General features: G+C 69.3%; 24 protein-coding genes. 10 read left to right on the forward strand and 14 right to left on the reverse strand.

Features of this window, described 5'->3' with window-relative positions; genetic code table 11:
- Both AC6LJ2_RS24685 and AC6LJ2_RS24690 read right to left on the reverse strand, forming a co-directional pair.
- On the reverse strand, positions 1-671 hold a 671-nt coding region (locus tag AC6LJ2_RS24685; RefSeq protein ID WP_498152383.1), incomplete at its 3' end, for an alpha/beta hydrolase family protein.
- Positions 671-1,669 carry a tripartite tricarboxylate transporter substrate binding protein gene (locus AC6LJ2_RS24690; RefSeq protein WP_263910224.1) on the reverse strand — a complete coding sequence of 333 codons (999 nt, stop codon included), beginning with the start codon at positions 1,667-1,669 and terminating at the stop codon, positions 671-673. The genes AC6LJ2_RS24685 and AC6LJ2_RS24690, both read right to left, overlap by 1 nt.
- 156 nt (positions 1,670-1,825) lie before the next feature.
- On the opposite strand from AC6LJ2_RS24690, the gene AC6LJ2_RS24695 reads away from it, so the two are divergent.
- On the forward strand, positions 1,826-2,761 hold the full coding sequence (locus tag AC6LJ2_RS24695; RefSeq protein WP_498152384.1) for a LysR family transcriptional regulator: 936 nt from the start codon (positions 1,826-1,828) through the stop codon (positions 2,759-2,761).
- On the opposite strand, the gene AC6LJ2_RS24700 is transcribed toward AC6LJ2_RS24695, so the two are convergent.
- Positions 2,758-3,621 carry a hypothetical protein gene (locus tag AC6LJ2_RS24700; RefSeq protein ID WP_498152385.1) on the reverse strand — a complete coding sequence of 288 codons (864 nt, stop codon included), beginning with the start codon at positions 3,619-3,621 and terminating at the stop codon, positions 2,758-2,760. The genes AC6LJ2_RS24695 and AC6LJ2_RS24700 overlap by 4 nt on opposite strands.
- A gap of 176 nt (positions 3,622-3,797) precedes the next feature.
- Positions 3,798-4,265 (reverse strand): CopD family protein, encoded by a 468-nt coding sequence (locus AC6LJ2_RS24705; RefSeq protein ID WP_498152386.1) that lies wholly within the window; start codon positions 4,263-4,265, stop codon positions 3,798-3,800.
- Positions 4,266-4,427: 162 nt separating this feature from the next.
- Here AC6LJ2_RS24705 and AC6LJ2_RS24710 point away from each other — a divergent pair, with 162 nt between their 5' ends.
- The 8 genes from AC6LJ2_RS24710 to AC6LJ2_RS24745 all read left to right on the forward strand — a co-directional run bounded on the left by AC6LJ2_RS24710 (position 4,428) and on the right by AC6LJ2_RS24745 (position 12,951).
- Complete coding sequence (locus AC6LJ2_RS24710) at positions 4,428-4,937, forward strand: sigma-70 family RNA polymerase sigma factor (protein ID WP_263910229.1); 510 nt, start codon at positions 4,428-4,430, stop codon at positions 4,935-4,937.
- Positions 4,916-5,917, forward strand: a complete 1,002-nt coding sequence (locus AC6LJ2_RS24715) for a FecR domain-containing protein (protein WP_498152387.1) — start codon at positions 4,916-4,918, stop codon at positions 5,915-5,917. Before AC6LJ2_RS24710 ends, AC6LJ2_RS24715 begins: the two co-directional genes overlap by 22 nt.
- A 121-nt stretch (positions 5,918-6,038) precedes the next feature.
- Positions 6,039-8,651 carry a TonB-dependent receptor gene (locus tag AC6LJ2_RS24720; RefSeq protein WP_498152388.1) on the forward strand — a complete coding sequence of 871 codons (2,613 nt, stop codon included), beginning with the start codon at positions 6,039-6,041 and terminating at the stop codon, positions 8,649-8,651.
- An 82-nt stretch (positions 8,652-8,733) separates the two neighbouring features.
- On the forward strand, positions 8,734-9,780 hold the full coding sequence (locus AC6LJ2_RS24725) for a hemin-degrading factor (RefSeq protein ID WP_498152397.1): 1,047 nt from the start codon (positions 8,734-8,736) through the stop codon (positions 9,778-9,780).
- Between the two features lie 10 nt (positions 9,781-9,790).
- On the forward strand, positions 9,791-10,624 hold the full coding sequence (locus AC6LJ2_RS24730) for a helical backbone metal receptor (protein ID WP_263910232.1): 834 nt from the start codon (positions 9,791-9,793) through the stop codon (positions 10,622-10,624).
- Entirely contained in the window at positions 10,608-11,606 is a 999-nt protein-coding gene (locus AC6LJ2_RS24735; protein ID WP_498152389.1) for a FecCD family ABC transporter permease, read from the forward strand. The genes AC6LJ2_RS24730 and AC6LJ2_RS24735 overlap by 17 nt, the downstream gene beginning before the upstream one ends.
- A complete protein-coding gene (locus AC6LJ2_RS24740; RefSeq protein ID WP_263910234.1) occupies positions 11,603-12,391 on the forward strand; it encodes a heme ABC transporter ATP-binding protein in 789 nt (262 codons plus the stop codon). Before AC6LJ2_RS24735 ends, AC6LJ2_RS24740 begins: the two co-directional genes overlap by 4 nt.
- Positions 12,392-12,468: 77 nt before the next feature.
- Positions 12,469-12,951 (forward strand): YajQ family cyclic di-GMP-binding protein, encoded by a 483-nt coding sequence (locus AC6LJ2_RS24745; RefSeq protein WP_006390968.1) that lies wholly within the window; start codon positions 12,469-12,471, stop codon positions 12,949-12,951.
- A 342-nt stretch (positions 12,952-13,293) separates the two neighbouring features.
- On the opposite strand, the gene AC6LJ2_RS24750 is transcribed toward AC6LJ2_RS24745, so the two are convergent.
- The gene (locus AC6LJ2_RS24750) at positions 13,294-14,739 is read right to left on the reverse strand and encodes an AlkA N-terminal domain-containing protein (protein WP_498152390.1); all 1,446 of its coding nucleotides are present in this window, start codon (positions 14,737-14,739) and stop codon (positions 13,294-13,296) included.
- Between the two features lie 148 nt (positions 14,740-14,887).
- Between AC6LJ2_RS24750 and ogt the strand changes: the two genes are divergently transcribed.
- A complete protein-coding gene (ogt, locus tag AC6LJ2_RS24755) occupies positions 14,888-15,466 on the forward strand; it encodes a methylated-DNA--[protein]-cysteine S-methyltransferase (protein ID WP_498152391.1) in 579 nt (192 codons plus the stop codon).
- Between the two features lie 5 nt (positions 15,467-15,471).
- On the opposite strand, the gene AC6LJ2_RS24760 is transcribed toward ogt, so the two are convergent.
- The 9 genes from AC6LJ2_RS24760 to urtB form a co-directional block, all read right to left on the reverse strand.
- Positions 15,472-16,077, reverse strand: a complete 606-nt coding sequence (locus AC6LJ2_RS24760) for a phosphatase PAP2 family protein (protein ID WP_263915750.1) — start codon at positions 16,075-16,077, stop codon at positions 15,472-15,474.
- A 91-nt stretch (positions 16,078-16,168) separates the two neighbouring features.
- Positions 16,169-16,597, reverse strand: coding sequence for an arsenate reductase (glutaredoxin) (gene arsC, locus AC6LJ2_RS24765; RefSeq protein ID WP_263915751.1), 429 nt, complete (start codon positions 16,595-16,597; stop codon positions 16,169-16,171).
- A gap of 144 nt (positions 16,598-16,741) precedes the next feature.
- Positions 16,742-18,343: a PepSY domain-containing protein gene (locus AC6LJ2_RS24770; protein ID WP_498152392.1), complete on the reverse strand. Its 1,602-nt coding sequence runs from the start codon at positions 18,341-18,343 to the stop codon at positions 16,742-16,744.
- A 7-nt stretch (positions 18,344-18,350) separates the two neighbouring features.
- On the reverse strand, positions 18,351-20,552 hold the full coding sequence (locus AC6LJ2_RS24775) for a TonB-dependent receptor (protein WP_498152393.1): 2,202 nt from the start codon (positions 20,550-20,552) through the stop codon (positions 18,351-18,353).
- 179 nt (positions 20,553-20,731) lie between these two features.
- Positions 20,732-21,130, reverse strand: a complete 399-nt coding sequence (locus AC6LJ2_RS24780) for a DUF2946 domain-containing protein (RefSeq protein WP_263915754.1) — start codon at positions 21,128-21,130, stop codon at positions 20,732-20,734.
- Positions 21,131-21,173: 43 nt separating this feature from the next.
- Complete coding sequence (gene urtE / locus AC6LJ2_RS24785) at positions 21,174-21,872, reverse strand: urea ABC transporter ATP-binding subunit UrtE (RefSeq protein WP_263915755.1); 699 nt, start codon at positions 21,870-21,872, stop codon at positions 21,174-21,176.
- Between the two features lies 1 nt (position 21,873).
- Positions 21,874-22,713 (reverse strand): urea ABC transporter ATP-binding protein UrtD, encoded by an 840-nt coding sequence (gene urtD / locus AC6LJ2_RS24790; protein ID WP_263915756.1) that lies wholly within the window; start codon positions 22,711-22,713, stop codon positions 21,874-21,876.
- Positions 22,710-23,837 (reverse strand): urea ABC transporter permease subunit UrtC, encoded by a 1,128-nt coding sequence (urtC, locus tag AC6LJ2_RS24795; protein WP_498152394.1) that lies wholly within the window; start codon positions 23,835-23,837, stop codon positions 22,710-22,712. Before urtC ends, urtD begins: the two co-directional genes overlap by 4 nt.
- Positions 23,834-25,465 (reverse strand): urea ABC transporter permease subunit UrtB, encoded by a 1,632-nt coding sequence (gene urtB / locus AC6LJ2_RS24800; protein ID WP_263915758.1) that lies wholly within the window; start codon positions 25,463-25,465, stop codon positions 23,834-23,836. The genes urtC and urtB overlap by 4 nt, the downstream gene beginning before the upstream one ends.
- Positions 25,466-25,483 lie beyond the last annotated feature (18 nt).

Here is a 25,483-nt window from a genome sequence, read left to right on the forward strand (position 1 = left end):
CCCGCCGGGCGGGCGTGCGCCGCGCGAATGCCGAACACGCCGGCCTGCGAATGGCACACCACCGCGGCCGGGCCGATGCGGTCCAGCAAGGCCAGATAGGCACGCAGGATGGCCGCGTCCGTATGGACCCAGCGCGGCACCATCTGCGCGGCCAGCTGGCCGAAGGATTCCAGCGGGAATTGCGTGTCGGGATAGGCGCTGCCGGGGCCGGGCCGGGTGCCCGGGCGGCCGATGCGAAAACGGGTGTAGCAGTCTTCCTGCGCCTGCACCACGGGCGCTTGCTGCCAGACGTGCGGCGCGGCGCCGGCGCGGCCGCGTTCGACCGCGTCGCACAGGTAGGCGTCCCAGCCGCGCCGCAGGAAATAGTGCAGCCAGCCCTGGCGGCCGTCGGGCGTGGTCTCCCAGGCGGCGCCGGTCATGCCGCCGCCGTGCCAGAAGGCCAGGGGCGGGCGGCCGCTGGCCGGTTCGGCCAGGAAATACTGGGCGTACATCTGCTCGACCCGGTAGGTGCCGTTGGGGTCCAGCTGCACGGGTTGGCCGCCCTCGGCCATGACCAGCTCGCGCCGCGGCAGGCCGGCTAGCAGGATGTCGTGGCCGCCGACGTGGAAGGCGCCCATGTCGCGCAGGCGGATGGGGGCAAGGGCCGATGCGGCGGGGGTGACTTGCGCCATCATTCCGCCTTGATGTGATTGGCCTGGATGACGCCCTGCCATTTCACCGTTTCGGCGGCGACGAAGCGGGCGAGGTCGGCGCGAGTGCCGGATGCCGTTTCCACGCCCAGTTCACGCATCCTGGCCGCCACCTCGGGCGACTTCAGCGCCTGGTCGAAGGCATCGTGCAGCGTGTCCAGCACCGGCCCCGGCGTGCCCGCCGGGGCCATCACCCCGAACCAGGGGGTGATCAGGAAGTCGGGCACGCCGGCTTCGGCAAAGGTCGGCACGTCCGGAATGGCCGGGGCGCGCGCAGTGCTGGCCACCGCCAGGGCGCGCAGCTTGCCGGCGCGGATGTTGGCCAGCGACGCGGGCAGGTTGTCGAAGTACATGTCCACCTGTCCGCCCAGCAGGTCGGCCGCGACCTGGCCGGCGCCCTTGTAGGGGATGTGGGCCAGGTCGATGCCGGCGCGCAGCTTGAGCAGTTCGGTGGCCAGGTGGGCCGAGCCGCCGATGCCGGACGAGGCCGAGTTCAGCTTGCCTGGGTTGGCGCGGGCGTAGGCCAGCAGCGCGGGCAGCGTGTCGGCCGGCACCTTGGGGTTGACCACCAGGACGCTGGGCACGGTGCCGATCATGGCGACGGGCGCGAAGTCCTTGACGATGTCGTAGGGAGGCGGCTGGTACAGCGACGGCGCCACGGTGCAGCCGAAGGCGCACATCAGCAGCGTCTGCCCGTCGGGCGCGGCGCGGGCCACGGCCTGGGCGCCGATGTTGCCGCCGGCACCGGCGCGGTTTTCCACGATCAGGGGCTGGCCCAGGCGCCTGGCGATGCTGTCGCCCATGAGGCGGGCCAGGATGTCGGGCGTGCCCCCGGCGGGAAACGGCACCACCAGCGTGATGGGGCGGCTGGGGAAGTCGGCGGCGCGGGCAGCCAGCGGCAGGGCGGCGGCCAGCGCCAGCACGGCGCTGCCGGCCCAGCGGGCCAGGGCCGGCAAGCGGCGGAAAGAGAGGGGGGCCATGGTGTCTCCGTAGCGGGGCGGCCGGGTCGAAACGCCCGGTCCGAGGCGGACTGTAGCCAAGGCCGCGCCGCTTGCCCAATGCCGGGGGCGCAAGCACCTCATATCGAAATCGATATGGGCCTTTCAAGGCATTCATTTACGGCATAGCATGGCGCCATGACCGACGCCGCTCCCTTGCCCTATCTGCGCAGGCTCGACATGAACCTGCTGCTGACCTTCGACGTGTTGATGCGCACGCGCAGCGCCACGGCCAGCTCGGCCCTGCTGCACAAGACGCAGCCGGCCATCAGCCGCGACCTGGCGCGCCTGCGCCTGCGGCTGGAAGATCCGTTGCTGGTGGTGGTGAAGGGCCGTTTCATTCCCACCGAGCGGGCGCTGGAACTGCACGCAGCGGTGCACGACGCGCTGGCGCAGCTTGAGACGGCCTTGCGTCCGCCGGAAGCCTTCGACCCGGCGCGGGCCGAGGGCGTGGTCAATATCGGCACTGGCGCGCACAGCGAAATCCTGCTGGCCGCGCCGCTGATCGAACGGCTGCACCGCGCCGCGCCCGGCGTGACCCTGCGCTTTCAGTCGCTGCACGGCGACTTCGTGCCCGACGACCTGGACGCCGAACGCCTGCACATCGCCATCGGCCTGTTCGGCAAGGTGCCGGCGCGCTTTCACCGCGACGCGCTGCACACCGACCGCCGCGTCTGCGTGCTGTCGGCGCGGCACTCTTGGGCGGATCGGGGTGCCTTGACGCTGGCCGACCTGGGCGCAATCAAGTGGTTTGCCTTCGAGCAGATGCACGGCCGCGAAACCACCTTCGACCGCTTGCTGAAACCGGGGGCCGGCCGCATGGCGTTTTCGGCCTACCTGTCGGGCTTTGGCGTGGCGCCGTACGTGCTGGTGGAAACCGATTACGCCACCACCATGCCGGCCAGCGTGGCGCGGGTGCACTGCCGCCACTTTCCGCTGGCGATGCTGGAGATGCCGGCGCGGCTGCGCAAGATGGAACTGGCGATGGTGTGGGCGCGGCGCCAGCACACCTCGCCCTTGCAGGCGTGGCTGCGCGGGCAGGTGCGCGAGGTGCTGCGCGAGCGGCTGGCTTAGCGGCTGACCGCCTTGCCGGTGGCCACGTCGGTCACCGTGCCGTCTTCCAGGCTGATGCGGTAGATCTCGCGCGTGACGTTGCCGGCAAAGCCCAGTTCAACGATGGACACGTCCTTGAAGGTCGTGTCGATGCCATCGGGCAGCACGGCGTTGAATTTGTCCGCTTCCTGCTTCATGGCGCTGGCCAGGCGCTCGTCGTACCGCGCCATGCTGTAGACCAGCGTGTTGTGCGGGTTGTGGGCGCGCACTTCCTTGCCGTCCTTGACCACGTTCACGCCGCTTACGCCCAGGGTCTTGACCAGGTCGCGGCCGGCGTCGGCCATCTTGGCGTAGACCGGGCCGGTCACACGCGGCAGCGGGCCGTCGCGCAGCGGCGCCAGGGCGGCGGTGGCGGTGGTGTTGTAGGCCATCATGGCTTCATAGCCCGCGCCGCTCTTGACCACGCCCAGGTCCAGCCACCACGGGTGGCCCGCGCCCTTGGCGGCTTCGGTCGGGTAGAAGTTCTTGAGCGTGATGGCCAGCGGGGCCGGCGGCTTAGGCAGGGCCTTGAGCATGCGCTGCGGCGTGGCCGGGTCGGCGTTGTGGATGTGCACCACCGTCACGTGCGGGATGTTGGGCGTTTCGGCTTCGGCCTTCAGGCCCAGCGCCACCAGGTCGGGGCGCAGCGCGCTGTAGACCTTGGCGTCCAGCACGGCATTGACTTCCTTGGGCAGGCGATACACCAGGCCGTAGGTGGTCTTGTGTTCGCGAAAGCCGGGTTGTTCCAGCGCGCTGTTGTCGATGGGGGCCGCGGCAAAGGCGGCGGAGATGGTGGCGGTGGACAGGCCCAGGGCGGCCAGTTGCAAGACGCGTTTGATCATCGGTTTTCCTTTTATGTCGTAAGACCCGCGAGAGTCCGGTCCAGTGTGGCCACGCCGGATGTACAGCGTATTGCACCAACCCGAAGAAATCCGATAGCCGACCGTGCTTGTCCGATAGCTTAGCCGCGGCTTTGTCCGACATTCATCCGCATTTTCCCTGCCGCGGCGGCTGCGGTTCAGGCCAGAAAGACCGCCGCCACGATCAGCAGCCCCAGCACCAGGTTGATGCCCACCCAACGGCGGATGCCGCCCATGGCCTGGCCGCCTCGCGGCCAGTCCGACGCCGCCACGGCCGCGCGCAACTGCGGGTAGAGCACGGCGCGGATATAGGCGTAGATCGCCGTCATCACCAGCCCGCCGGCGGCCATCAGCGTCCAGCTGCGCGGCATGAAGAACGCGCCGCCCGTCTGCGTGGCCTGGCTGGCCTCCTGGCCGATCATCGTGGCCCCGGTCGCCAGGATCAGCACGATCGCGGCCAGCACGGCGTTCAGGAACGGCCCCAGCACGGCGGCCATCAGGCGCAGCCGTTGCGGCGGTTCCAGCTGCACGGCCGCCGGCCGCAGGAAACAGTGGGCGAACAGCATGCCGCCCACCCACAGGATGACGGCCAGCAAGTGCACGAGTTTCAGAACGCTGTAGAGCATGGGGAAAGGGCCTGGAAAGGGGGCGCCGCGCAAGCCGCGGTCGAATCTGTCCCCATCATATCCCCGCACGGCCCGCGCAACGACGGCTTGACCGGCATCATGGTTTTGCATTTAGAATGAGAGCGATTGTTATTTGTAATCAAGAATGTTCGGGAGTCCGCCGTGTCCAACCTTGCGCTTGCCTCTGGCGACGCCGTCCACCAGCTGTACCGCACGCACCAGGGTTGGCTGCACAACTGGCTGCGGGCCAAGCTGGGCAATTCGTTCGATGCCGCGGACCTGGTTCAGGACACGTTCGTGCGGGTGCTGCGCCATCGCCACGAACTGGAGGCGCTGCGCGAACCGCGTGCCTACCTGACCACCATCGCCAAGCGGCTGGTGTTGAACCATCACCGGCGCCGCTCGCTGGAGCAGGCCTATCTGGAAGCCCTGGCCCTACTGCCGGAGGCCGTGGCGCCGTCGCCCGAACAACGCCTGCTGATCCTGGAAGCCCTGCAGGAAATCGATGACATGCTGGCCGGCCTGCCGCGGCCGGCGCGCCAGGCGTTCCTGATGGCGCAACTGGAAGGGCTGGGCCACGGTGAGATCGCCGCCCGCCTGAATGTGTCGCTGCGGTCGGTGCACCGCTACATCGCCAAGGGATACGAGCAATGCATCATGGCGGTGATGTGAGCGCGCAATGGGGCCTGGCCGGCGAACTGCCCGCCGTCGAACGCAACGTGGCGCGCGAGGCCGCGCGCTGGCTGCTGCGCCTGAGTTCCGAGCGCGCCACCGACGCCGACATCCATGCCTGCGATGCATGGCGCGCCAGCAAGCCCGAACACGAACACGCCTGGCAGCGGGCGCAGCGGGTCAACCAGCGCTTTGGCCTGATTCCGTCGGCGCTGGGCATGGCAACGCTGAACCGGCCCGAATCCGGCGACCGCCGCCGCGCGCTGAAGGCGCTGGCTGCGCTGATCGTGGCCGGGCCGGTGGGCTGGGCCGCCTGGCGCGCCAGCCCGTTCGAATGGACGGCCGACTATCGCAGCGCCACCGGCGAACAGCGCCAGTTGGCGCTGGCCGATGGCTCGTCGCTGCGCCTGAACACCGCCAGCGCGGTCGACGTGCTGTTCGATGCCGACCTGCGGCTGGTGCGGCTGCGCGCCGGCGAAATCGCCGTGCATGCCGTGGCCGAAACCGGTGCGCACGCGCGGCCCTTCGTGGTGCGCACGCGCCAGGGCGATGTGCGGGCGCAGGCGTCGCGCTTTTGCGTGCGCCAGGACGGCGACGCCTGCCGCGTCAGCGTGCAGGAAGGGCAGGTCAGCCTGCACCGCGGTGGCGCCGTGGTGGCGCTGGCGGCCGGCGAACAGGCCCTGCTGGCCCGCGATGCGCCGCCGCATGCCGAGCCCGCCGATCCGCATGCGGCCGACTGGACCCGTGGCGTGCTGCACGCCAGCGCCTGGCGCCTGGATGCCTTCGCCGCCGAACTGGGCCGCTACCGCGCCGGCATCCTGCGCTGCGACCCGGCGGTGGCCGGGCTGCGGATTTCGGGCGCGTTCCAGTTGCAGGACACCGACGCGGTGCTGGCGGCGTTGCCGTCCACCCTGCCGGTGCAGGTGCGCTATCGCAGCGCGTACTGGGTGACGATCGTGCCGCGCGAGGGCCAGGCCTGAACGCGCGGTTGCGCCGCAGTTACAAAAAAGACGAGAACGCGCTGTCCGATCCGCGATGGTCGAGGGTCATGGTCAGTAGAGGCACACGAATGCCGATACCCGTTGGATCGAAAGGACGACCATGGCTTACTTCCCTGCCGGCCGCACGCGCGGCTTATCCCAACCCGGCGCGCACCACCGCCTGACCGGCCTGGCGTTCGCGCTGCGCCTGGCCACGGCCCTGGCCGCGCCGGCCGCGATGCTGTGGCCGGCAGCCGCGGCGCAGGCCCAGGCGGCGCCAGGCGCGGCGCGCAGCTACCGCATTCCGGCCGGCCCGCTGGCCGAGAACCTGTCGCGCTTTGCCGATAACGCCGGTGTGACCGTGCTGTTCGATGCCGCGCTGGTGGGCCCGCGCCGCGGCGCGGGGTTGAACGGGGAATACTCGGTGGCCGACGGTTTTGCCCGCCTGCTGGCCGGCAGCGGCCTGGCCGCGCGGGAACGCAGCCCCGGTGTGTTCGTGCTGCAGCCGGTGCCGCAAGCCGGCGTGACGCAGTTGTCGCCCGTGACCGTCGAAGGCGAAGGCGCGGCCGCCACGCCCGCCTGGGAAACGCGCACCGACCGCAAGCGCCTGGATGACCTGCAGATCAAGAACTGGAGCGACCTGGGCAAGCGCGCCGAGCCGGGCGTGAGCTTGAACCGCCAGAACAACAGCATCAACATCCGCGGCCTGGACCAGGACCGCGTGCTGACCCGCGTGGACGGCATCCGCCTGCCGTGGCTGGATGACGGCGCCCGCGGCGTCAAGGGCGGCCTGGAATCGGTGGACTTCAATTCGCTGTCGCGCCTGGACATCGTGCGCGGCGCCGACGCCAGCTCGGGCGGCTCGGGCGCCATCTCGGGCATCGCCGACCTGCATACGCTGGACCCGTCGGACCTGCTCACCGACGGCAAGACCTTCGGGGCGCTGGCCAAGACCGACTACGACACCGCCGACAGCAGTTGGGGCACCAACGCTGCCCTGGCCGGCCAGATCCACAGCAATACCTTCTGGCTGCTGCAGGCCGGCCTGCGCAACGGCCACGCGCTGGACAACCGCGGCGACATCGGCGGCTACGGCCCCCGCCGCACCGAACCCACGCCCGAAAACTACGACCAGCGCAGCTTCCTCCTGAAGCTGCAGCAGCGCGTCGAAGGCGGCCACCGCTTCGGCCTGACCGGCGAATACTTCAAGCGCAACGCCACCCAGGACAGCATGTTCGAGCAGGGCCCGGGCACCAGCTACCTGATCGGCGAAAACACCACCAGGAAAGAAACCGAGCGCGAGCGCGTGTCGTTCGATTATTCCTACAAGGCACCCGGCACCGGTGGCCTGATCGACAGCGCCACCGCGGTCGTGTACTGGCAGCGCATGCAGCTGGACAGCGCGCTGGATGGCGAACGCAGCCGCGACGCGCGCGCCGACATCATTCGTGGCGACCCCTTCCGCTATGGTTTCCCCAACGGCGCCTATGGCCGCAACAACTCCATCCGCCAGACCATGTTCGGCGCCAACGCCGAACTGACCAAGCGCTTTGCGGGCGATGCGGTGGCGCAATTGTGGACGGTGGGCGGCGAATGGTTCGGCAACAAGACCCAGCAGAACTCCAGCGGCTACGACAACTGCCCGGTGGTGCGCCCGGGCACGCCGGCGCCGTTCGGCCCGCGCGCTTGCGACATGCTGCACACCAACCAGGCCGACGTGCCCGAGTCCAAGGGCAGCCAGTGGGCGGTGTGGGTGCAGGACGAATTCAGTTTCGCGGAGGGCCGCTACACGGTCATGCCGGCGCTGCGCTACGACCACTACGAGCAAAAGCCGCAGGCCACCGAAAGCTACACCAGCAATCCCAATGCCGGCGCCTTGCCGTCCACCAACAGCGGCGGCCGCTTCTCGCCCAAGCTGCTGACCACCTGGAAGGCGGCCGACGAACTGAGCCTGTACGCGCAATACGCCTACGGCTTCAAGGCGCCCAGCCCGACGCAGCTCTACACCAACTACGGCGGGCCGGGCACTTACCTGCGGGTCGGCAACCCCTACCTGAAGCCGGAAACCAGCAAGGGCTGGGAATTGGGCGCCAAGCTGGGCACCGATGCGCTGGGCGGCGCGCTGTCGTTCTTCGACAACCGCTACCAGAACTTCATCGACAGCAACGTGCCGCTGGATGCCGGCTCGCCGCAGTGGCAAGCGGGCTGGGCCGGCCAGTACCCCTTGGGCGTGACGGGCAACGTCAACCGTGCCAAGGTGCGCATCTACGGCGCCGAGGCCAGCGCGCACTGGAAGTTCTCGCCGGGTTGGCGCACCTGGGGCTCGCTGGCGTGGGCCGTGGGCAAGGACGAAGGCACGGGCCAGTACCTGAATTCGGTGGCGCCGCTGAAGGCCGTGCTGGGCGTGGGCTATGGCCGCGACGTCTGGGGCGTGGACGCCATGCTGACGACCGCCCTGCGCCGCAACAAGGTGGAATATCCTGATGCCAGCGCCACCACGCCCAATCGCGACTTCCAGGCGCCGGGTTACGGTGTGGTGGACCTGATGGGCTACTGGCGCCCGACGCAGGTCAAGGGTTTGCAAGTGCAGGCCGGCGTGTTCAACCTGTTCGACAAGAAGTACTGGGAAGCCATCAACGTGCCGACCGCCGGCGCCACGGCGCTGCCGCGGCCGGTGGACTGGTACACGGAACCGGGACGCAGCCTGCGCGTTTCGCTGACGTATCAATACTGACCCCCGCGCTGCCGCCGCTGCGCGTCAGCGGCGGCAGTTTCGATTTTCCATTCCGGCCGGAGAGCCCGCAATGAGCAACGAAATGAACCAGACCGATTTCAACACCCGCGCCGCCGAGCTGCGCGCCCGCAACGAAGCCCTGGCGGCGGCCAAGCCCGGCCTGCGCGCCCGCAACCTGGCCCAGGAATTGGGCGTGTCCGAAGCCGAATGGGTGGCCGCCGGCTGTGCCGGGGTCAAGGCCACCGAACTGCATGGCCAGCCCCAGGCGATCTTTCGCGAGCTGGGCGCGCTGGGCCCGGTGATGGCCCTGACCCGCAACGACTGGTGCGTGCACGAGCGCCACGGTGCCTACCTGGACATCCAGGCCGATGGCCCGGTGGGCCTGGTGCTGGGCGCCGACATCGACCTGCGCGTGTTCTTCTCGTGCTGGAAGTCGGCCTGGGCCGTCGAGCAGGACGGTCGCCACAGCCTGCAGTTCTTTGACGGCGCCGGCGTGGCGGTGCACAAGGTGTACCGCACCGAGGCCACCGACGTGGCGGCGTACGAGACGCTGGTGGCCAAGTTCGCGGGTGAGTCGCGCTGGCCCGAGACCACGGCCTATGCCGCCGCGACCGATGCGCCGCAGGTCGACGACGTCGCGGCCTGGCGCGAAGCCTGGCTGGGCATGCAGGACACCCACGAATTCTTTCCGCTGCTGCGCAAGTTCAAGGTGTCGCGCCTGGCGGCGCTGGCCGCGGCCGGCGAAGACCTGGCCCAGACAGTGCCGGCCGACGCGGTCGAGCGCATGCTGGAGTCGGCCGCGCAAAGCGGCCTGCCGATCATGTGCTTCGTGGGCAACCGCGGCATGATCCAGATCCACACCGGCCCGGTGCAGCAACTGCGCCGCACGGGCCCCTGGTTCAATGTGCTGGACCCGACGTTCAACCTGCACCTGGACACCACCGCCATTGCATCGGCGTGGGTGGTGAACAAGCCCACGTCCGACGGCTGGGTGACCTCGCTGGAACTGTACGCGTCCACCGGCGACCTGATCGCGCAGTTCTTCGGCGAGCGCAAGCCGGGCAAGCCCGAACTGCCGGCTTGGCGGGAATTGATGATGGGCCTGTGCCGAGTGCCGCTGGCCGCTTGAGGAAAACGCAATGAAGACATGGTTGGCGGTGGTGGCGGGCTGGATGCTGGTGGCGTGCGCGCAGGCGGCGCCGCCTGCGCGGGTGGTGACCCTGGGCGGCAGCGTGACGGAAATCGTGTACGGCCTGGGCCAGGGCGACAGGCTGGTCGGCGACGACCAGTCCAGTCTGTATCCGGAGGCCGCCACCAGGCTGCCGCGTGTCGGTTATTACCGCGCGGTGCCGGTCGAAGGCGTGCTGGCCTTGCAGCCCGACCTGGTGCTGGCGTCGGAACAGGCCGGCCCGCCCGAGGCGCTCAAGCGCCTGGGCGAGGTCGGCGTGCGCGTGGTGCGCGTGCCGGACGCGCCGTCGGTGGATTCATTGAAGGCGCGCATCCGCGCCGTGGCGGACGCGCTGGGCGTGGCCGCGGCGGGCGAGCAGATGGTGGCCGACGTGTCGCGCGACCTGGACCAGGCCCAGGCCTTGCCTGCGACGCGCGCGCGGGCGCTGCTGTTGATCAACCGCAACGGTGCGCCGCAAGGCGCCGGCCGCGGCACGGCCGCGGCCGAGGTCATGCACCTGGCCGGCCTGGTCAATGTGCTGGACGGGCAGCAGGGCTACAAGCCGCTGTCGCCCGAGTCCATCGGCGCGCTGGCGCCCGACCTGATCATCGTCACCCGGGAATCGCTGCAGGCCAGCGGCGGCCTCGAGGGCTTTGCGCGCCTGCCGGGCATTGCCGTTACGCAGGCCGCGGCCAAACAGCGCATCATCGTGATGGATGATCTGCTGATCCTGGGCCTGGGCCCGCGGCTGCCGCTGGCCCTGAGCCAGCTCAAACAAGAGGCCGCGCATGCCATGGCGCGCTAGTCCGCCGCTGGCGCTGGCGGCCTTGGCCGGGGTGCTGGTGGCGGCGGTGCTGGCGGCCAGCGCCAGTGGCGCGGTGGCGATTCCGCTGCGCGAGCTGCCGTCGCTGTTGGGGGGCACGCCCACGCCCGAGCAGGCCTTGTGGCGCAACGTGCTGATCGATATTCGCCTGCCGCGCGTGCTGCTGGCGGTGGTGATGGGCGCGGGCCTGGCGATTTCGGGCGCGGCGTTGCAGGCGCTGTTCCGCAATCCGCTGGCCGAGCCGGGGCTGATCGGCATTTCGGCGGGCGCCTCGCTGGGCGCGGTGGCGGCCATTGTGCTGACGCATGGCGGCTTCTGGTACACGGCGCCCGGCGCCTTCATCGGCAGCCTGGTCGCCACGCTGTCGGCCTATGCGGTGGGCCGGCGCGTGCCGGGCGTGGCGGGCTTGCTGCTGGCCGGCGTGGCCATCACGGCCATCGCCTTCAGCCTGATCGGGCTGTTCACCTTCATGGCCACCGATGCGCAATTGCGCGACCTGACCTTCTGGAACATGGGCAGCCTGGCCGGCGCCAGCTGGAAGCTGCTGGCTTTCCTGGCGCCGTGGGTGCTGGTGCTGTCGTGGTGGCTGATGCGCCAGTGGCGCGTGATGAACGCGCTGCTGCTGGGCGAACGCGAGGCCCAGCACCTGGGCTATTCGCTGAGGCAGGCGCGGGCCCGGCTGGTGCTGGCGTGTACGCTGATCGTCGGCCCGCTGGTGGCGGCCAGCGGCACGATCGTGTTCGTGGGCCTGGTGGTGCCGCACCTGGTGCGCATGACGCTGGGCGCCAACCACCGCTTGTTGCTGCCGGCCTGCCTGCTGGGTGGGGGGCTGGTGATGGTGCTGGCCGACTGGCTGGCGCGCATCGTGGTGGTGCCGGCCGAATTGCCGATCGGGCTGGTGACCGGTTTGGTGGGCGGGCCGTTCTTCTTGTGGCTGCTGGCGCGCGGCCGGAGGCACGGTTGATGCTGGCCGCTGACAATCTGACGCTGGCGCGTCACGGCACGCGTATTCTGGACCAGGTGTCGTTGAGCATCCGTCCGGGCGAGGTGGTGGGCCTGCTGGGCAGCAACGGCGCGGGCAAGTCGACGTTGTTGAGCGCGCTGTCGGCAGAATTGGCCGCAGAAGGCGGCAGCCTGACGCTGGACGGCCGCGCGTTGGCGTCGATGCCGCCTCGCGAGCAGGCACGCAAGCGCGCGGTACTGCCGCAAAAGCCGGGGCTGACGTTCGACCTGGGGGTGCGCGAGGTGGTGGCGATGGGGGCGTATCCGTTTCCCGAACTGTCGCCGGCCGAGGTGGATGCGTTGGCGCAGCAGGCGCTGGACTGGGCGGACGCGAGGCACCTGGACGGACGCCGCTATCCGGAACTGTCGGGCGGGGAGCAGCAGCGGGTGCAGTTCGCGCGGGTGCTGGTGCAATGCAGCGCGGGGCGGGCGGCGGGCGAGGTGCGCTATCTGCTGCTGGACGAGCCGACGGCCAGTCTGGACCCCAGGCACCAGGCGGACCTGATGCGGCGGGCGGCGCAACTGGCGCACGAGGGCAATACGGGGGTACTGGTGATTCTGCACGATATGAATCTGGCGGCGCGCTGGTGCGACCGGCTGTTGCTGTTGAGTGGCGGCCGCGCGGTGGCGCTGGGCACGCCGGCCGAGGTGCTGACGCCGGCAAATCTCTACCTGGCGTATGGGATCGAGGCGCAGGTGATGGCGCATCCGTTGCAGGCGGAGCGGCTGCTGGTGCTGATGACGTGACGCGGGGGCGGGGGCCGGTAAAATGGGGCAGACGGCGTTAGCCGGATTTTTTTCATTTACTGACGGGACTTTTTGTCATGCCTACTTTCGACGTCGTTTCCGAAGTCGACAAACACGAGCTCACCAACGCCATCGACCAGGCGAACCGGGAACTCGCGACGCGCTTCGATTTCAAGGGCACGGATGCCAAGTTCGAGCTGGAAGGGTTTGTGGTGACGCAGGTGGCGTCGAGCGCGTTTCAGTTGAAGCAGATGCTGGATATCCTGCGGGGGCGGTTGTCTGCGCGCGGGATCGATGTGCGCTGCCTGGATGTGGCGGATCCGCTTGAGAATCTGGGCGGGGCGCGGCAGAAGGTGACGATCAAGCAGGGGATCGAGCAGCCTGTGGCGAAGAAGTTGATCGCGGCGATCAAAAACGCGAAGTTGAAGGTCGAGAGTCAGATCAACGGGGATAAGTTGAGGATCAGCGGCAAGAAGCGCGATGATCTTCAGACTGCTATTGCCTTGCTCAAGAAGACGGATGTGGATCTGCCTTTGCAGTTTGAGAATTTTCGGGATTGAGTTTTTTTATAGGCGTTCTGTTCTTCGTAGGCCGCCCCGAGGGGCTACGGGTTTCGAGGAATGAGGGGCCGCTAGACCGGGGGACGGGGGCGAGGTTTGCGTTGCCCGCCAAAACCGGCTGCGCGGGCAGCCGGTTTTGGCATACGCGGTGTCTTGCGTCGTAGCGATGTTCGCTGCGCGTTTGGGGTGAGTGGTTTTCCTTTCGGTGCCTGTTCTTGGTATCGGTTTGCGGCGCTAGGCGGTAGGTCTGTGGCGCGCGCCATTTAAGTTTCTCTTGATAGCTGGCTGGCTGGTTTTCTGGCCGCGTCAACGCGCGGGTGTTCCGTGCCTATCCACATCCTTTCAGTATTCAGCCCACAAGTGTTGGGCGGCGTAGGCGCGCCAGGGGCGCCAGGATTCTGCGCGGGCCAGCAGTTGGGCGGGGGTGTATTCGCGGGATTCCAGTTTTTCCAGGGCGCGGATCAGGCCGATGTCGGAGGCGGGGAAGGCATCGGGTTCGCGCAGGTGGCGCAGGGCGATGTATTGGGCGGTCCATTCGCCGATGCCGCGGATGGCGCGCAGGCGGGTGATGGCGGTTTCCAGGGTGTTGGAGGGGGCGAAGAGGTGTGGGTCTGCCAGGGTGGCGGCGGCGACGGCGGAGAGGGTGGCGGCGCGGGTGCGGGGCATGCCCAGGGGGGCGAGGTCGGCAGGGGCGATGGCGGCGGGGGTGGGGAAGACGTGGGTGAGGTCGGCGTCGGGGTGGGTCAAGGGTTGGCCGTAGGCGGCGACGAGTTTGCCGGCGAGTTTGATGGCGGCGGTGACGGTGATCTGTTGGCCCAGGACGGCGCGCAGGGCGAGTTCGAAGCCGTCCCAGGCGCCGGGGACGCGCAGGCCGGGGCGGCGGGCGGTGAGGGTGGCCATGATGGGGTCGTGGGCCAGTTGGGCGGCTAGCGCGGTGGGGTCGCTGGCGAGATCGAAGACACGGCGCAGGCGGGCGATGAGGGTGGGCAGGGATTGCAGGCGGGGAAAGCGCACGGTGGCCTGCAGGGCGTGGCCGGGGCCGGGCTGGACGTGGACGGTGCCTTGGCTGCCGTCCAGGCTGATGCTGCGGGCATAGCTGGTGTCGGTGACGTGTTCGATGCCGGGAATGGCGCGGGCGCGCAGGAAGGCGAGCATGGCGGGCCAGTCGTAGGGCGGGCGGTAGCGCAGCAGCAGTTTGATTTCGCCCTGGGGGCCGGCGGACTCGTCGGGTCGGCTGGAGCGGCGCAGGTCGCCGGGGGCGCGGCCGAAGAGGTCGAGGAAGATTTCGTTGAAGCGGCGGATGCTGCCAAAGCCGGCCGCGAAGGCGATTTCGGCCATGGGCAGGCGGGTTTCGTGGATGAGCTGTTTGGCGAGCAGGACGCGGCGGGTCTGGGCGACGGCAATGGGCGAGGCGCCAAGGTGCTGGCGGAACTGGCGCCGCAACTGGCGTTCGCCGACGCCCAGGCGTTCGGCCAGGGCGTCGATGCCGGCGTCGTCCAGGGCGCCGAGCTCGATCTGGGCCAGGGCGCGGGCGACGCTGTCGGGCAGGTCCTGGCCGGGGCTGGCGGGGGCGGTTTCGGGGCGGCAGCGCAGGCAGGGGTGAAAGCCGGCTTCCTGGGCGGCGGCGGCCGTGGGGTAGAAGACGACGTTGCGCGACAGCGGGGTGCGTGCCGGGCAAACGGGGCGGCAGTAGATGCCGGTGGTCTTGACGGCGGTGAAGAAGCGGCCGTCGTAACGGGCGTCGCGCACCTGGATGGCGCTGTAGCAGGCGTCGTGGTCTAGGTTCATGCGGTTCATGCTAGCGCTGCAGGCGATGCCGATCTAGCGGTTTTCGGACATTGTTGTCACATTGAGGGTCGTGTCCGAAAACCGCCAGCGCCGGGGGGCAGGCGGGCCTATATTGGATGCCAGCCGAACGTTTTCCAGGAGTCACGCCATGTCCAGGCCCCTTGTTGCCGCCGCCGTCCCGCTGGCGTTTTTTCTTGAACGGGTGACCACCCCGATTGGCACGATGCTGGTGCTGACCGATGAGGCAGAGCGCCTGCGGGCGGTGGATTGGGAGGATTACGAGCCGCGCATGCACGCGCTGCTGCGGCGCCAGTACGGCAAGGGGGCGGTGCAGGTGCGCGATGCGGCGCAGCCGTCGCAGGCGAGCGGGCGGTTGCAGGCGTATTTCGACGGTCAGGTCGACGCGATCGATGACCTGGCGGTGGCACTGGGCGGCACCGATTTTCAGCGGCAGGTGTGGCAGGCGCTGCGCGACATCGCGCCGGGCGATACGGTCAGTTACGGGATATTGGCGACCCGCATCGACCGGGCGTCGGCGGTGCGGGCGGTGGGGATGGCCAACGGCGCCAATCCGGTGGGCATCGTGGTGCCCTGCCACCGGGTGATCGGCGCGGATGCGTCACTGACGGGCTATGGCGGCGGCTTGCATCGCAAGCGCTGGCTGCTCGAACACGAAGGGCGTTGGCGTGCGGCCCGGCCGGCTGAATCGCTGGCGCGGGCGGCCTGAAGGCGTCAGGCCCGAATCCAGCCGCGCGCAATCGGCACCGCCAGCACTTTGCGGTAGATGGTTTGCAGCAGCCCGGTCAGCGGCGCGCCCACGCGGTTCCACACCGGCACCGCCAGGCCCGCGGCGACGGGCGCCAGCACCAGGCCGCCGGCGATATCCAGCGGGAAGTGCACGCCCAGGTAGACGCGCGAGGTGCCGACGAGGGCGGCCAAAAGCAGGGTGACCCAGCCCCAGCCGGCCCAGCGCCGGTCGAAGATCAGCGCGAACGCCATCGTGGCGATGATGATGGTGTGGTTGCTGGGGAACGAGGACGTGGCCTTGTGGTGGAAGAAGGCGTGACCCAGGCCGATGGTGAAGGGCCGGGGATGCGGCCACAGGGCGCCGAACAGGTAGCTGATGCACAGGCCGGCGCCGATGCTGGCCAGGATCTTCAAGGTCAGGCTGCGTTGTTCCTGGCCGCCCCACAGCCACAAGGCCGCCAACGTACACGGCACCAGGAGGATCAGCTTGTTAGCGATGAGCAGGGCGGCGTGGATGCGCCAGATCGGGGTGGCCGGGTCGGCGTTGACCAGCAGAAAAAGGGACTGATTCAGGGGTTCAAGAAAATCCATGACAAGTCATCGCGGCGTAATAATCGAATAGCCGCGATGGTAATGGGGTTTCCCGTCAGTCCGCTTACAAAATGCGCCGAAACCCGCGTATTTACTTCTGGATGCGTTTGCCGTCGGCGTTCACGACCTGTTCGCCGTCTTCCTTGGTAAAGGCGCCTTGTTGCGGCGCGGGCAGGATGTCCAGCACCAATTCCGACGGCCGGCACAGCGCGGCGCCCAGCGGGGTCGACACGAACGGGCGGTTCAGCAGGATGGGGTGCTGTTCGATGGCGTCCAGCAGGGCGTCTTCGGGCAGGGACACATCGTCCAGGCCCAGTTCCAGGTAGGGCGTGCCTTTTTCGCGCAGGGCGTCGCGCACGCTGATGCCGGCGCGCTTGAACAACGCCTTCAGGGTGGCGCGGGACGGCGGGGTTTCCAGGTACAGCACCACGTCGGGTTCGATGCCGGCGTTGCGGATCATGGCCAGGGTGTTGCGCGAGGTGCCGCACTTGGGGTTGTGGTAGATGGTGACGTCGGACATGGCGGGCTCCGCAAATAAGGGAATCAGCGGGGCCTGGTGGCAGGCCCCGGGGGCAAGGCGATGAGCATAGTGCATTCTCGCGCGGCTTTCAGGTGCGTACATTCAGGTGCGCCCCTTCAGGCCCGTGTTTTCAGGTCCATGCTTTCATGCGCGCAGCTTGCGCCCCAGCCGGCGCCAGCCGATCACCACGCCCGTCAGGCTCAGCGCCGCGCCGCCCAGCGACAGGAACACCAGCACGATGTCCCACAGCGGCCGGTTCGCCAGCAGGCCCGTCCAGTCCCAGCTATGCATGAAGGCGAACAGCCAGCGGCTGGCGCGGTTGCCGCGGTCCTGCTTGCCCAGGATATGGCCGGTGCGCGGGTCCAGGTAGACCCAGGTGGCCTGCGGGTTGTCGAACACCAGGCGCCAGGCGGGCAGGGGCTTTTCGATGTGGCCGAGCATGGCGTGCTCGTCGCGGGCGTAGTAGTAGAAGTCGTAGCGGTCCAGCACCTGCACGTCGGTGAGCATGGCGCCGGGCACCAGGCGGGCGGCGGCCGCGCGCAGGGCCGCGGGGTCGAGCGCGACGGGGCGGGCATCGGCGGCGGACAGCAGTGTGGGGGCGCCCGGGCCGCTGCGGGCCAGCACCAGGTCCTGGCCGTCCACCCGGCTCCAGCGCAGTTCGCGCGGGGCGGCGGGCAGGGCGCGGATCAGCGTGGCGGGCGAGGCTTGCGGTGCGTCGGCCGAAGCCATGGCGGCCGGTGCGCCGACTGCCGCGCGGGCACCGGCCGCTCGGGCGGGCGGCGTTGCGGCGGGCGGACTGCCCGCATACGCATGCAACGCCAGCGGCGCCGCGTCGCTGGTGAACACCTTCCACGGGTTCATCGACATGAGCCCGCTGAAGATCCACGTGATGGTGATGACGGCGAACAGCAGGCCGCTCAGGTGGTGCCAGCGCATCATGGTGTCGCGGTAGGGCGAACGGCTGCCGCTGGCGTAGGGCCGCGAAAAGCGCCAGCGCAGGATGCCGACCACCGTGCCGGTGACGGCCACGGCCACGCCGATGACCGACAGCCACACCACGATGTCGTGCCACCAGGGGTCGAACACATTGCCGCGAAACGGGTACAGCCAATGGATCCAGGCACCGACGTAGTTCCACAGCCGTTCGCTGCGGGTGGCGTCCAGCACCACTTCGCCGGTGGCCGACGATACGTACAGGCGGGTGTGGTCGGGGTCGTCCAGGTCGATGCGATGCAGCGGGCGATGCGGGTCCAGCGCGCCGGAATGGGTGTAGACGTCTTCCTCGACCTCGCCCTGGTAGTGCGCGGCGTAGTCGCCGCCGAACCAGGCCGCGGCGCTGGCGGTGGCGACCTGGGCGTCGGCGCGCGGCAGCAAGGCGCCGCTGGCGCCGTCCACCACCTTGGGCGCCTGGCCGCGGCCCGCCGGCACCAGGTACACCGGCGCGCCGCCGCGCAGGGCGGCCAGGCTCAGGCCGGGGGCGTCCCGGGCGCCCGCCGCCGCCAGCGCCTGGGCGGGCGTGGCGGTGACTTGCGCCGGGTCCAGCGGGGCCAGGTGCGTCATGCGCTCGTGCGGCGTGAGCTTGGGATAGCCCACATACATCATCACCACGCCCGACACGAACCACATGGCAAAGAACAGGCACAGCACGATGCCGGCCCAGCGGTGGATCAGGTACAGCCAGCGCTTGGCGCGGGTGGACCAGGCGGGTGGCGCGGGCCGGGGACGGGCGGGATGGATGGCGGTCATGGCGGCCTCAGAAGCGGGCTTGCACGGACAGTTCCAACGTACGCGGCGCGCCCAGGTAATACATGGGGGTGCCGGTGACGTTGGCCGCGTACACCTTGTCGGTCAGGTTGCGCACGCGGCCGGTGACGGTGAAGTGGCGGTCGATGCGGTGCGACACGGCGGCGTCGAAGATCGTGTAGGACGGCGCCCACACGGTGTTGGCGGCATCGGCATAGGCGCGGCCCACGTAGCGCGCCGCGACGCTGGCGTTCCAGTCGGGCAGGAAGGCGTAGTCCAGCCACAGGTTGGCCACGCGGCGCGGCGTGTTGGTGGGGACGTTGCCGTTGCGCGATACGGCCACGCCGTTGACCGTCTGCGAGAAATCGTCGTACTTGGGGTTGACGAAGGCCATGTTGCCCTGCAGCGACAGCGTGCGCGTCAGGCGCAGGCCGCCGGCCAGTTCCAGCCCGCGGGCCGACTGCTGGCCCACCGGCACGCTGACCGCCGGGTTGTTCGGATCAGGCGCCGAGATGTTCTTGCGCGTGATCTCGTAGGCCGCGATGGTGGCCGTGCCGCGGCCGTCCCAGAATTCGAACTTGCCGCCCACTTCCTTCTGCGTGCCGGTGGTGAGCTTGTCGTTGTTCAGCACGTCGGCAAAGCTGGCGGTGGCCATGATGCCGGACGGGGGATCGGCGGCGGTGGCGTACTGCGCATACAACGAGGCCTGCGACGTCACCGCCCAGTTGACGGCCAGGCGGCCGGTGGTGGGCGAATAGTCGCGCGAGGCGGAGGCGGGCGACGCGTTTGAGACGGCGCGGCGATTCGTCAGGTCCAGATCGATGAAGTCGCGGCGCAATGCCGACACGATGGCCACGCCCGGCAGCACCTCCGTGCGGTTTTCCAGCGTGAAGGCCAGGGTGCGGATGCGGTTGTCGCGGTCCGGGTTGTGGCCGCGCGTCATGCCGGGAATGTCGTAGAAATAGCCCGGCGAAAAATCGTAGGGGTCTACCGCGTCGACGGTGGCGGGCAGGCTGGTGGGGTAGCGCGTCTGCTTGTTCACGCTGAGGTCGGCGCCGAACGACCAGCTGCTGGGCAGGCCGGCCAGCGTGGTCTCGACCAGGCCTTCGACCCGGTTGCCGACCAGGCTTTGCTCGTGTCGCTGCAGCAGCGCGCCGGACCGCAGCACGCGGCTGTTGGCGGCGTTGTAGCGGTAGGTTTCGAGGTTGCGGAAATCGCGCTCGGCGCGGTAGTAGTAGAGCGTGTTCTTGAACGTCACGCCGGGCGCCGCGCGCCATTCGGTCAGCGAGCGGGCCCACAGCACCGATTGCTCGTACAGGCCATCGTCGACGTTGTAGTTCTTGAACCGCGTGCCGCCGCGGATGTGGCCTTCGCCCGTGACCTTGCCGTCCGCGCCCACCGTCAGCGGCGTGCCCCAGTAGGGCCGCTCGACCCGCTCGCGCTGGTATTCGAAGGCCCAGGTCTGCGTGACGTCGTCGCCCAGGTCCGACAGCACCGAGGCCGCGACCTGCGTGGCGTTCGAGGGGTTGCCGTCGACCCAGCCGCGGCTGGCGGTGTGGTTGGCGTCGATGCGCAGGTAATGGCCGCGCCCGCCTGGCGAGCCGGCCAGTTGCTGGTTGATGCCGGCCGACACCTGGCGCGTGTCGTAGGAACCCCACCGCAGCTGGCCTTCGTAGAAGGTGTCGCGCTGGGCCAGCTTGGTGACGTAGTTGATGGCGCCGCCGACCGCGCCCGCGCCGAACAGAAAGGTCGACGGGCCGCCGATGGCCTCGACCCGGTCGTAGATCCAGCTGTCCACCGGCCGCGCCGCGGCCGAGTCGTATTGCACCGAGATGCCATTGAACAGCTGCGACACCTGGCCGCCGCTGAAACCCCGGTAGCTGACCGAGCCGGCCGATCCCGGGGGCGAGGCGTTGTCCACGCCGGGGATGCCGCGGGCGATTTCCTGGGTGTTCTGCGAGCCGCGCGCCTCGATCTGGGCGCGGTTGATGACGGTGACGGATGCGGGCGTTTCGCGCAGGGTCAGGCCCAGGCGGCTGCCGGTGCCGTCGATGCGGTTCAGGTCCAGCGGGCCGTTGGGCTTGCCATCGGCATCGTCGCCTTCCACCACGGTGGCTGCCAGCGTTTCGATGGCGGGGTCGGTGGTCAGCGCCAGGGCGGGGTTGGCCGCGCAGGCGCCTGCCAGCAAAGAGGCTGCGTAGGTTTTTTTCATGGTCCAGGCCGGCACGGGCCGGCTTGCGCGCCCGCGGGCCGCGCCGTGCACGAAGGCGGCGTCGGGGGCGGGCGATGATTCCGGAATGCCGCCGGCGCGCGAAAACGGCCGGCGGGGGGCTCAAGCGCAATGCGGCGCGGCGGCTGCCCGAGAACCGGGCGGGCCGCCTGCGCGCGGACTCAAGCGGCGGGCGGGGCGCGCGGCTGGGCCGCGCTCCAGGCGTAGAGGGGATGCGAGGCGCGGTAGAACAGCGCCGGATAGCTGACCCGGCCGGGCGGGGCCCGCAGGACGAGCAGCGGCGCGGGCAGGATGCCGATGTCGGCCTGGGGGTTGCGGCAGAACGGGCAGTGGGTGCTGTCGCCGTGGTGCGCCGCGTGGTCGGCGGGGGTGTCGTCGCCCTGCACGTCGATGGTCAGCGACGACTTGCCTTCAGGGGCGCAGTAGTCGACGGTGACCTGGCGGCTGGCGCCGCCCGCGGCATGGCTGCCGTGCGCCAACGACGGAACCAGGGACGCCCACAGGATCGCGACAAGGGCGATCCAGGCGTAGCCGCGGTTCAGGAAGTGGGCAAGGTGCATGACGGCGCATTATATCCAGGCTCCGTTGGCACTAAAAGGCGCCTCAGACGGAAAGGTGGCGCCGCACGTCCTCGCCGTCGATGGCCGCCCGGTCGCCGCTGGCCACCACTTCGCCGCGCGACAGCACCACGAAGCGGTCGGCCAGCTCGCGGGCAAAATCGAAATACTGTTCGCACAGCAGGATGGCGATGTCGCCGCGCTGGCGCAGCATGTGGATCACCCGGGCGATGTCCTTGATGATCGACGGCTGGATGCCTTCGGTGGGTTCGTCCAGGATGATGAGCTTGGGTTCGGCCACCAGTGCGCGGGCGATCGCCAGCTGTTGCTGCTGCCCGCCCGACAGGTCGCCGCCGCGTCGCGCCAGCATGCTTTTCAGCACCGGAAACAGCTCGAATACTTCTTCCTTGATGCGCCGCGCGCGCGCGGCGGGCTTGGTGGCCATGCCCATCAGGATGTTCTCTTCGACGGTGAGCCGGGCGAAGATGTCGCGCCCTTGCGGCACGTAGGCCATGCCGCGGGCGGCGCGCTGGTGCGGCGCCAGCCGGGTGATGTCGGCACCGTCGAAGGCGATGGCGCCACGGGCCACGGGCAGCACGCCCATCACGCACTTGAGCAGCGTGGTCTTGCCCACGCCGTTGCGCCCCAGCAGCGCCAGGCATTCGCCCTGGTTCACCGCCAGCGAGACGCCGCGCAAGGTGTGGCTGCCGCCGTAGTACTGGTCGATGGTGGTTACGTTCAACATATCAGCGCCCCAGATAGACTTCGATCACGCGCGGGTCGGCCTGCACTTTCGCCATGGGCCCTTCGGCCAGCACCGAGCCTTCGTGCAGCACCGTCACCTTGCCGTCGCCGGCGATCTGGTTGACGAAGTCCATGTCGTGTTCGACCACCATCAGCGAATGGCGGCCGCGCAGCTCGTTGAGCAGTTCGCCGGTGCGTTCGGTTTCGGCATCGGTCATGCCGGCCACCGGTTCGTCCAGCAGCAGCAACTGCGGCTCCTGCATCAGCAGCATGCCGATCTCCAGCCATTGCTTCTGGCCATGCGACAGCAGGCCGGCGGGCCGGAAGGCCTCGGGCCGCAGGCGGATCAGGTCCAGCGTCTCGCCGATCCTGTCGGCCTGCGCCCCGGTCAGGCGCGAGAACAGCGTGGGCCGCACGCGCTTGTCGGTCTTCATCGCCAGTTCCAGGTTCTCGAACACGCTGTGCTGTTCGAACACCGTGGGCCGCTGGAACTTGCGGCCGATGCCGGCGTGGGCGATCTGCGCTTCGGTCAGCTGGGTCAGGTCGATGCTCTGGCCGAAAAAGGCGGTGCCGGCGGTGGGGCGGGTCTTGCCGGTGATGACGTCCATCATGGTGGTCTTGCCTGCGCCGTTGGGACCGATGATGCAGCGCAGCTCGCCCACGCCGATGTCCAGCGTCAGGTCATTGAGCGCCTTGAAGCCGTCGAAGCTGACGGTGATGCCTTCCAGGTACAGGATGGCGCCGTGGCTGGTGTCCAGGCCCTTGGGGCTGACGCGGCCGTAGCCGGCGTCGCCGCTGGGGCCGCCGTCCAGCATGGCGGTTTCGGAATGCGTGCTGGTCATGCGCGTCGCTCCTGGTAGCGGGTGGCCAGGCGACGCGCCAGGCCGACGATGCCGGTGGGCAGGAACAGGGTCACCAGGACGAAGATCAGGCCCAGCGCGTACAGCCAGAATTCGGGCAGCACGCTGGTGAACCAGGTCTTCAGGCCGTTGACCACGCCCGCGCCGAGGATGGGGCCGATCAGCGTGCCGCGTCCGCCGGTGGCGACCCAGATCACCATTTCGATCGAGTTCTCGGTGGACATTTCGCTGGGGTTGATGATGCCGACCTGCGGCACGTACAAGGCGCCTGCGATGCCGCACAGCACGGCCGACAGCGTCCACACGAACAGCTTGAAGCCCAGCGGGTCGTAGCCGATGAAGCGCAGCCGGCTTTCGGCATCGCGCACCGCGGTCAGCACGCGGCCCAGCTTGGACTGCGTCACGGCGCGCGCCAGCACCAGGGCCGCGGCCAGCGCCGCCAGCGTGATCCAGTACAGCGCCGCGCGGGTGCCGGGCGCCGTGATGTCGAAACCCAGGATGCGCTTGAAGTCGGTAAAGCCGTTGTTGCCGCCAAAGCCCGTGTCGTTGCGAAAGAACAGCAGCATGGCCGCAAACGTCAGCGCCTGCGTGATGATCGAGAAGTACACGCCCTTGATGCGCGAGCGGAACGCGAAGTAGCCGAACACGAAGGCCAGCACGCCCGGCACCAGCACCACCAGCAGCATGGCGTAGCCGAAGTGATCGGTGAAGGCCCAGTACCAGGGGTAGTCCTTCCAGTCCAGGAACACCATGAAGTCCGGCAGGCGGCTCTGGTAGACGCCGTCGCTGCCGATGGCGCGCATCAGGTACATGCCGTGGGCATAGCCGCCCAGCGCGAAGAACAGGCCGTGGCCCAGCGACAGGATGCCGGCGTAGCCCCACACCAGGTCCAGCGCCAGCGCCGCCATGGCGTAGCACATGAACTTGCCCAGCAAGGCCACGGCATAGGACGAGACGTGCAGCGGATGGCCGGCGGGAAAGACCAGGTTCAAGAGCGGCAGCAGCGCCAGCACCAGCGTGGCGGCGGCCAGGGCGAACCAGGCGCGGCCGCTGTACAGCGGACGACGCGCCTGCACGGTCAGGTCGGTCAGGGCGGTCTGTTTCATTCGACGCTCCGGCCGCGCGGGGCGAACAGGCCTTGCGGCCGCTTCTGTACGAAAAGCACGATGAGCACCAGGATGGTGATCTTGGCCATGACCGCTCCCGCGTAAGGCTCCAGGAATTTGTTCACGCCGCCCAGGCCCAGCGCCGCGATGACAGTGCCGGCCAGCTGGCCCACGCCGCCCAGCACCACCACCATGAAGGAATCGACGATGTAGCCGCGGCCCAGGTCCGGGCCCACGTTGCCCAGCTGCGACAGCGCCACGCCCGCCAGCCCGGCGATGCCGGACCCCAGGCCGAACGCCAGCATGTCGACGCGGCCGGTGGGCACGCCCACGCAATCGGCCATGCGACGGTTCTGCGTGATGGCGCGCACGAACAGGCCCAGCCGGGTGTGGTTCAAGAGCGCCCACACCAGGAACACCACGAACAGCGCAAAGCCGATGATGACCAGTCGGTTGTAGGTCAGCACCAGCCCGCCCAGCACGGTGATGCCGCCGGACATCCAGCTGGGGTTGCCCACTTCCACGTTCTGCGCGCCGAACAGCGTGCGCACGCCTTGCATCAGCATCAGGCTGATACCCCAGGTGGCCAGCAGGGTTTCCAGCGGCCGGCCATACAGCCAGCGGATCACGGTGCGTTCCAGCGCCATGCCCACCAGCGCGGTGATCAGGAAGGCCAGCGGCAGCGCCGCGGCCACGTACCAGTCCAGCCAGCCCGGCAGCCAGGCGCGAAACGCCGTCTGCACCAGGTAGGTGACGTAGGCGCCGATCATCAGCAGTTCGCCGTGCGCCATGTTGATGACGCCCATCAGCCCGAAGGTGATGGCCAGGCCCAGCGCCGCCAGCAGCAGCACGCTGCCCAGGCTGAGGCCGTAAAAGAGGTTGCCGGCCCATTCGATGGTGGCCAGGTGCCGGTCGATGCGCTTGATCGCATTGGCCGCGGCCTCGCGTACGCTGGCATCGGGTTCGGTGTAGACGCCGTCCTGCTGCTGTGTCAGCGCGGCCAGCGTGGGGCGAAAGGCCGCGCTGTCGGTGCGGCCCAGCAGGTCGACCGCGTGACGCCGCACAGCGGGGTCGGCGCTCTTGAGTTCAAGATTGGCTTGCGCGATTTCCAGTGCGCCGCGCACGGCTTCGTTCTTTTCGGCGGCCAGGGCCTTTTCCACCAGCGGCAGGCGGGCCGGGTCGCCGGTCTGTTGCAGGCGGCGGGCCGCGGCCAGCCGTTCCTGCGGGTTGTCGGAAAACAGTCGGGATCCGGCCAGCGCCGCCTCGATGGCGCGGCGCAGCCGGTTGTTGATGCCGATGGTGGCGGCGCCCGCAGGCAGCTCGGTCGTCGCTCCGGTCGCCGCATCGGTGGCCGGGCCTTTGCCGCCGCCGATCAGCACGCGGCCATCGGGCAGCGCATACAGCTGGTCGCTGCCCAGCGCTTGCAGCACGGCGGCCGCGCCCGGGTCGGGCAACTGCCCCAGGGCGGCAATCGCCTGCAACTTGGCGTCGGTGTCGTCGCCGGCCAGGGGGGCCAGCAGCGCCGGATCCACGCCGGGCGCAGCCGCGTGAGCGGACAGCGCCGGCGCGGCCAGCAGCCATGCAAGCAGGAAATGACGCAGGAATTTCGCGATAGCCGCATTCAGCATGGCTGCGTGTCCGGTTCC

Source organism: Achromobacter sp. 1014246743 (genome assembly GCF_059760725.1).

Bases quoted from the DNA above. Each gene is read 5' to 3' on its own strand.
- AC6LJ2_RS24725 (WP_498152397.1), top strand. From the start codon at position 8,734: ATGAACCAGACCGATTTCAACACCCGCGCCGCCGAGCTGCGCGCCCGC.
- urtE (WP_263915755.1), bottom strand. From the start codon at position 21,872: ATGTTGAACGTAACCACCATCGACCAGTACTACGGCGGCAGCCACACC.
- AC6LJ2_RS24760 (WP_263915750.1), bottom strand. From the start codon at position 16,077: ATGGATTTTCTTGAACCCCTGAATCAGTCCCTTTTTCTGCTGGTCAAC.
- AC6LJ2_RS24695 (WP_498152384.1), top strand. From the start codon at position 1,826: ATGACCGACGCCGCTCCCTTGCCCTATCTGCGCAGGCTCGACATGAAC.
- ogt (WP_498152391.1), top strand. From the start codon at position 14,888: ATGTCCAGGCCCCTTGTTGCCGCCGCCGTCCCGCTGGCGTTTTTTCTT.
- urtD (WP_263915756.1), bottom strand. From the start codon at position 22,713: ATGACCAGCACGCATTCCGAAACCGCCATGCTGGACGGCGGCCCCAGC.
- AC6LJ2_RS24715 (WP_498152387.1), top strand. From the start codon at position 4,916: ATGCATCATGGCGGTGATGTGAGCGCGCAATGGGGCCTGGCCGGCGAA.
- AC6LJ2_RS24750 (WP_498152390.1), bottom strand. From the start codon at position 14,739: ATGAACCTAGACCACGACGCCTGCTACAGCGCCATCCAGGTGCGCGAC.
- arsC (WP_263915751.1), bottom strand. From the start codon at position 16,597: ATGTCCGACGTCACCATCTACCACAACCCCAAGTGCGGCACCTCGCGC.
- AC6LJ2_RS24745 (WP_006390968.1), top strand. From the start codon at position 12,469: ATGCCTACTTTCGACGTCGTTTCCGAAGTCGACAAACACGAGCTCACC.
- AC6LJ2_RS24770 (WP_498152392.1), bottom strand. From the start codon at position 18,343: ATGACCGCCATCCATCCCGCCCGTCCCCGGCCCGCGCCACCCGCCTGG.
- AC6LJ2_RS24700 (WP_498152385.1), bottom strand. From the start codon at position 3,621: ATGATCAAACGCGTCTTGCAACTGGCCGCCCTGGGCCTGTCCACCGCC.
- AC6LJ2_RS24780 (WP_263915754.1), bottom strand. From the start codon at position 21,130: ATGCACCTTGCCCACTTCCTGAACCGCGGCTACGCCTGGATCGCCCTT.
- AC6LJ2_RS24735 (WP_498152389.1), top strand. From the start codon at position 10,608: ATGCCATGGCGCGCTAGTCCGCCGCTGGCGCTGGCGGCCTTGGCCGGG.
- urtC (WP_498152394.1), bottom strand. From the start codon at position 23,837: ATGAAACAGACCGCCCTGACCGACCTGACCGTGCAGGCGCGTCGTCCG.
- AC6LJ2_RS24705 (WP_498152386.1), bottom strand. From the start codon at position 4,265: ATGCTCTACAGCGTTCTGAAACTCGTGCACTTGCTGGCCGTCATCCTG.
- AC6LJ2_RS24720 (WP_498152388.1), top strand. From the start codon at position 6,039: ATGGCTTACTTCCCTGCCGGCCGCACGCGCGGCTTATCCCAACCCGGC.
- AC6LJ2_RS24690 (WP_263910224.1), bottom strand. From the start codon at position 1,669: ATGGCCCCCCTCTCTTTCCGCCGCTTGCCGGCCCTGGCCCGCTGGGCC.
- AC6LJ2_RS24775 (WP_498152393.1), bottom strand. From the start codon at position 20,552: ATGAAAAAAACCTACGCAGCCTCTTTGCTGGCAGGCGCCTGCGCGGCC.
- urtB (WP_263915758.1), bottom strand. From the start codon at position 25,465: ATGCTGAATGCGGCTATCGCGAAATTCCTGCGTCATTTCCTGCTTGCA.
- AC6LJ2_RS24730 (WP_263910232.1), top strand. From the start codon at position 9,791: ATGAAGACATGGTTGGCGGTGGTGGCGGGCTGGATGCTGGTGGCGTGC.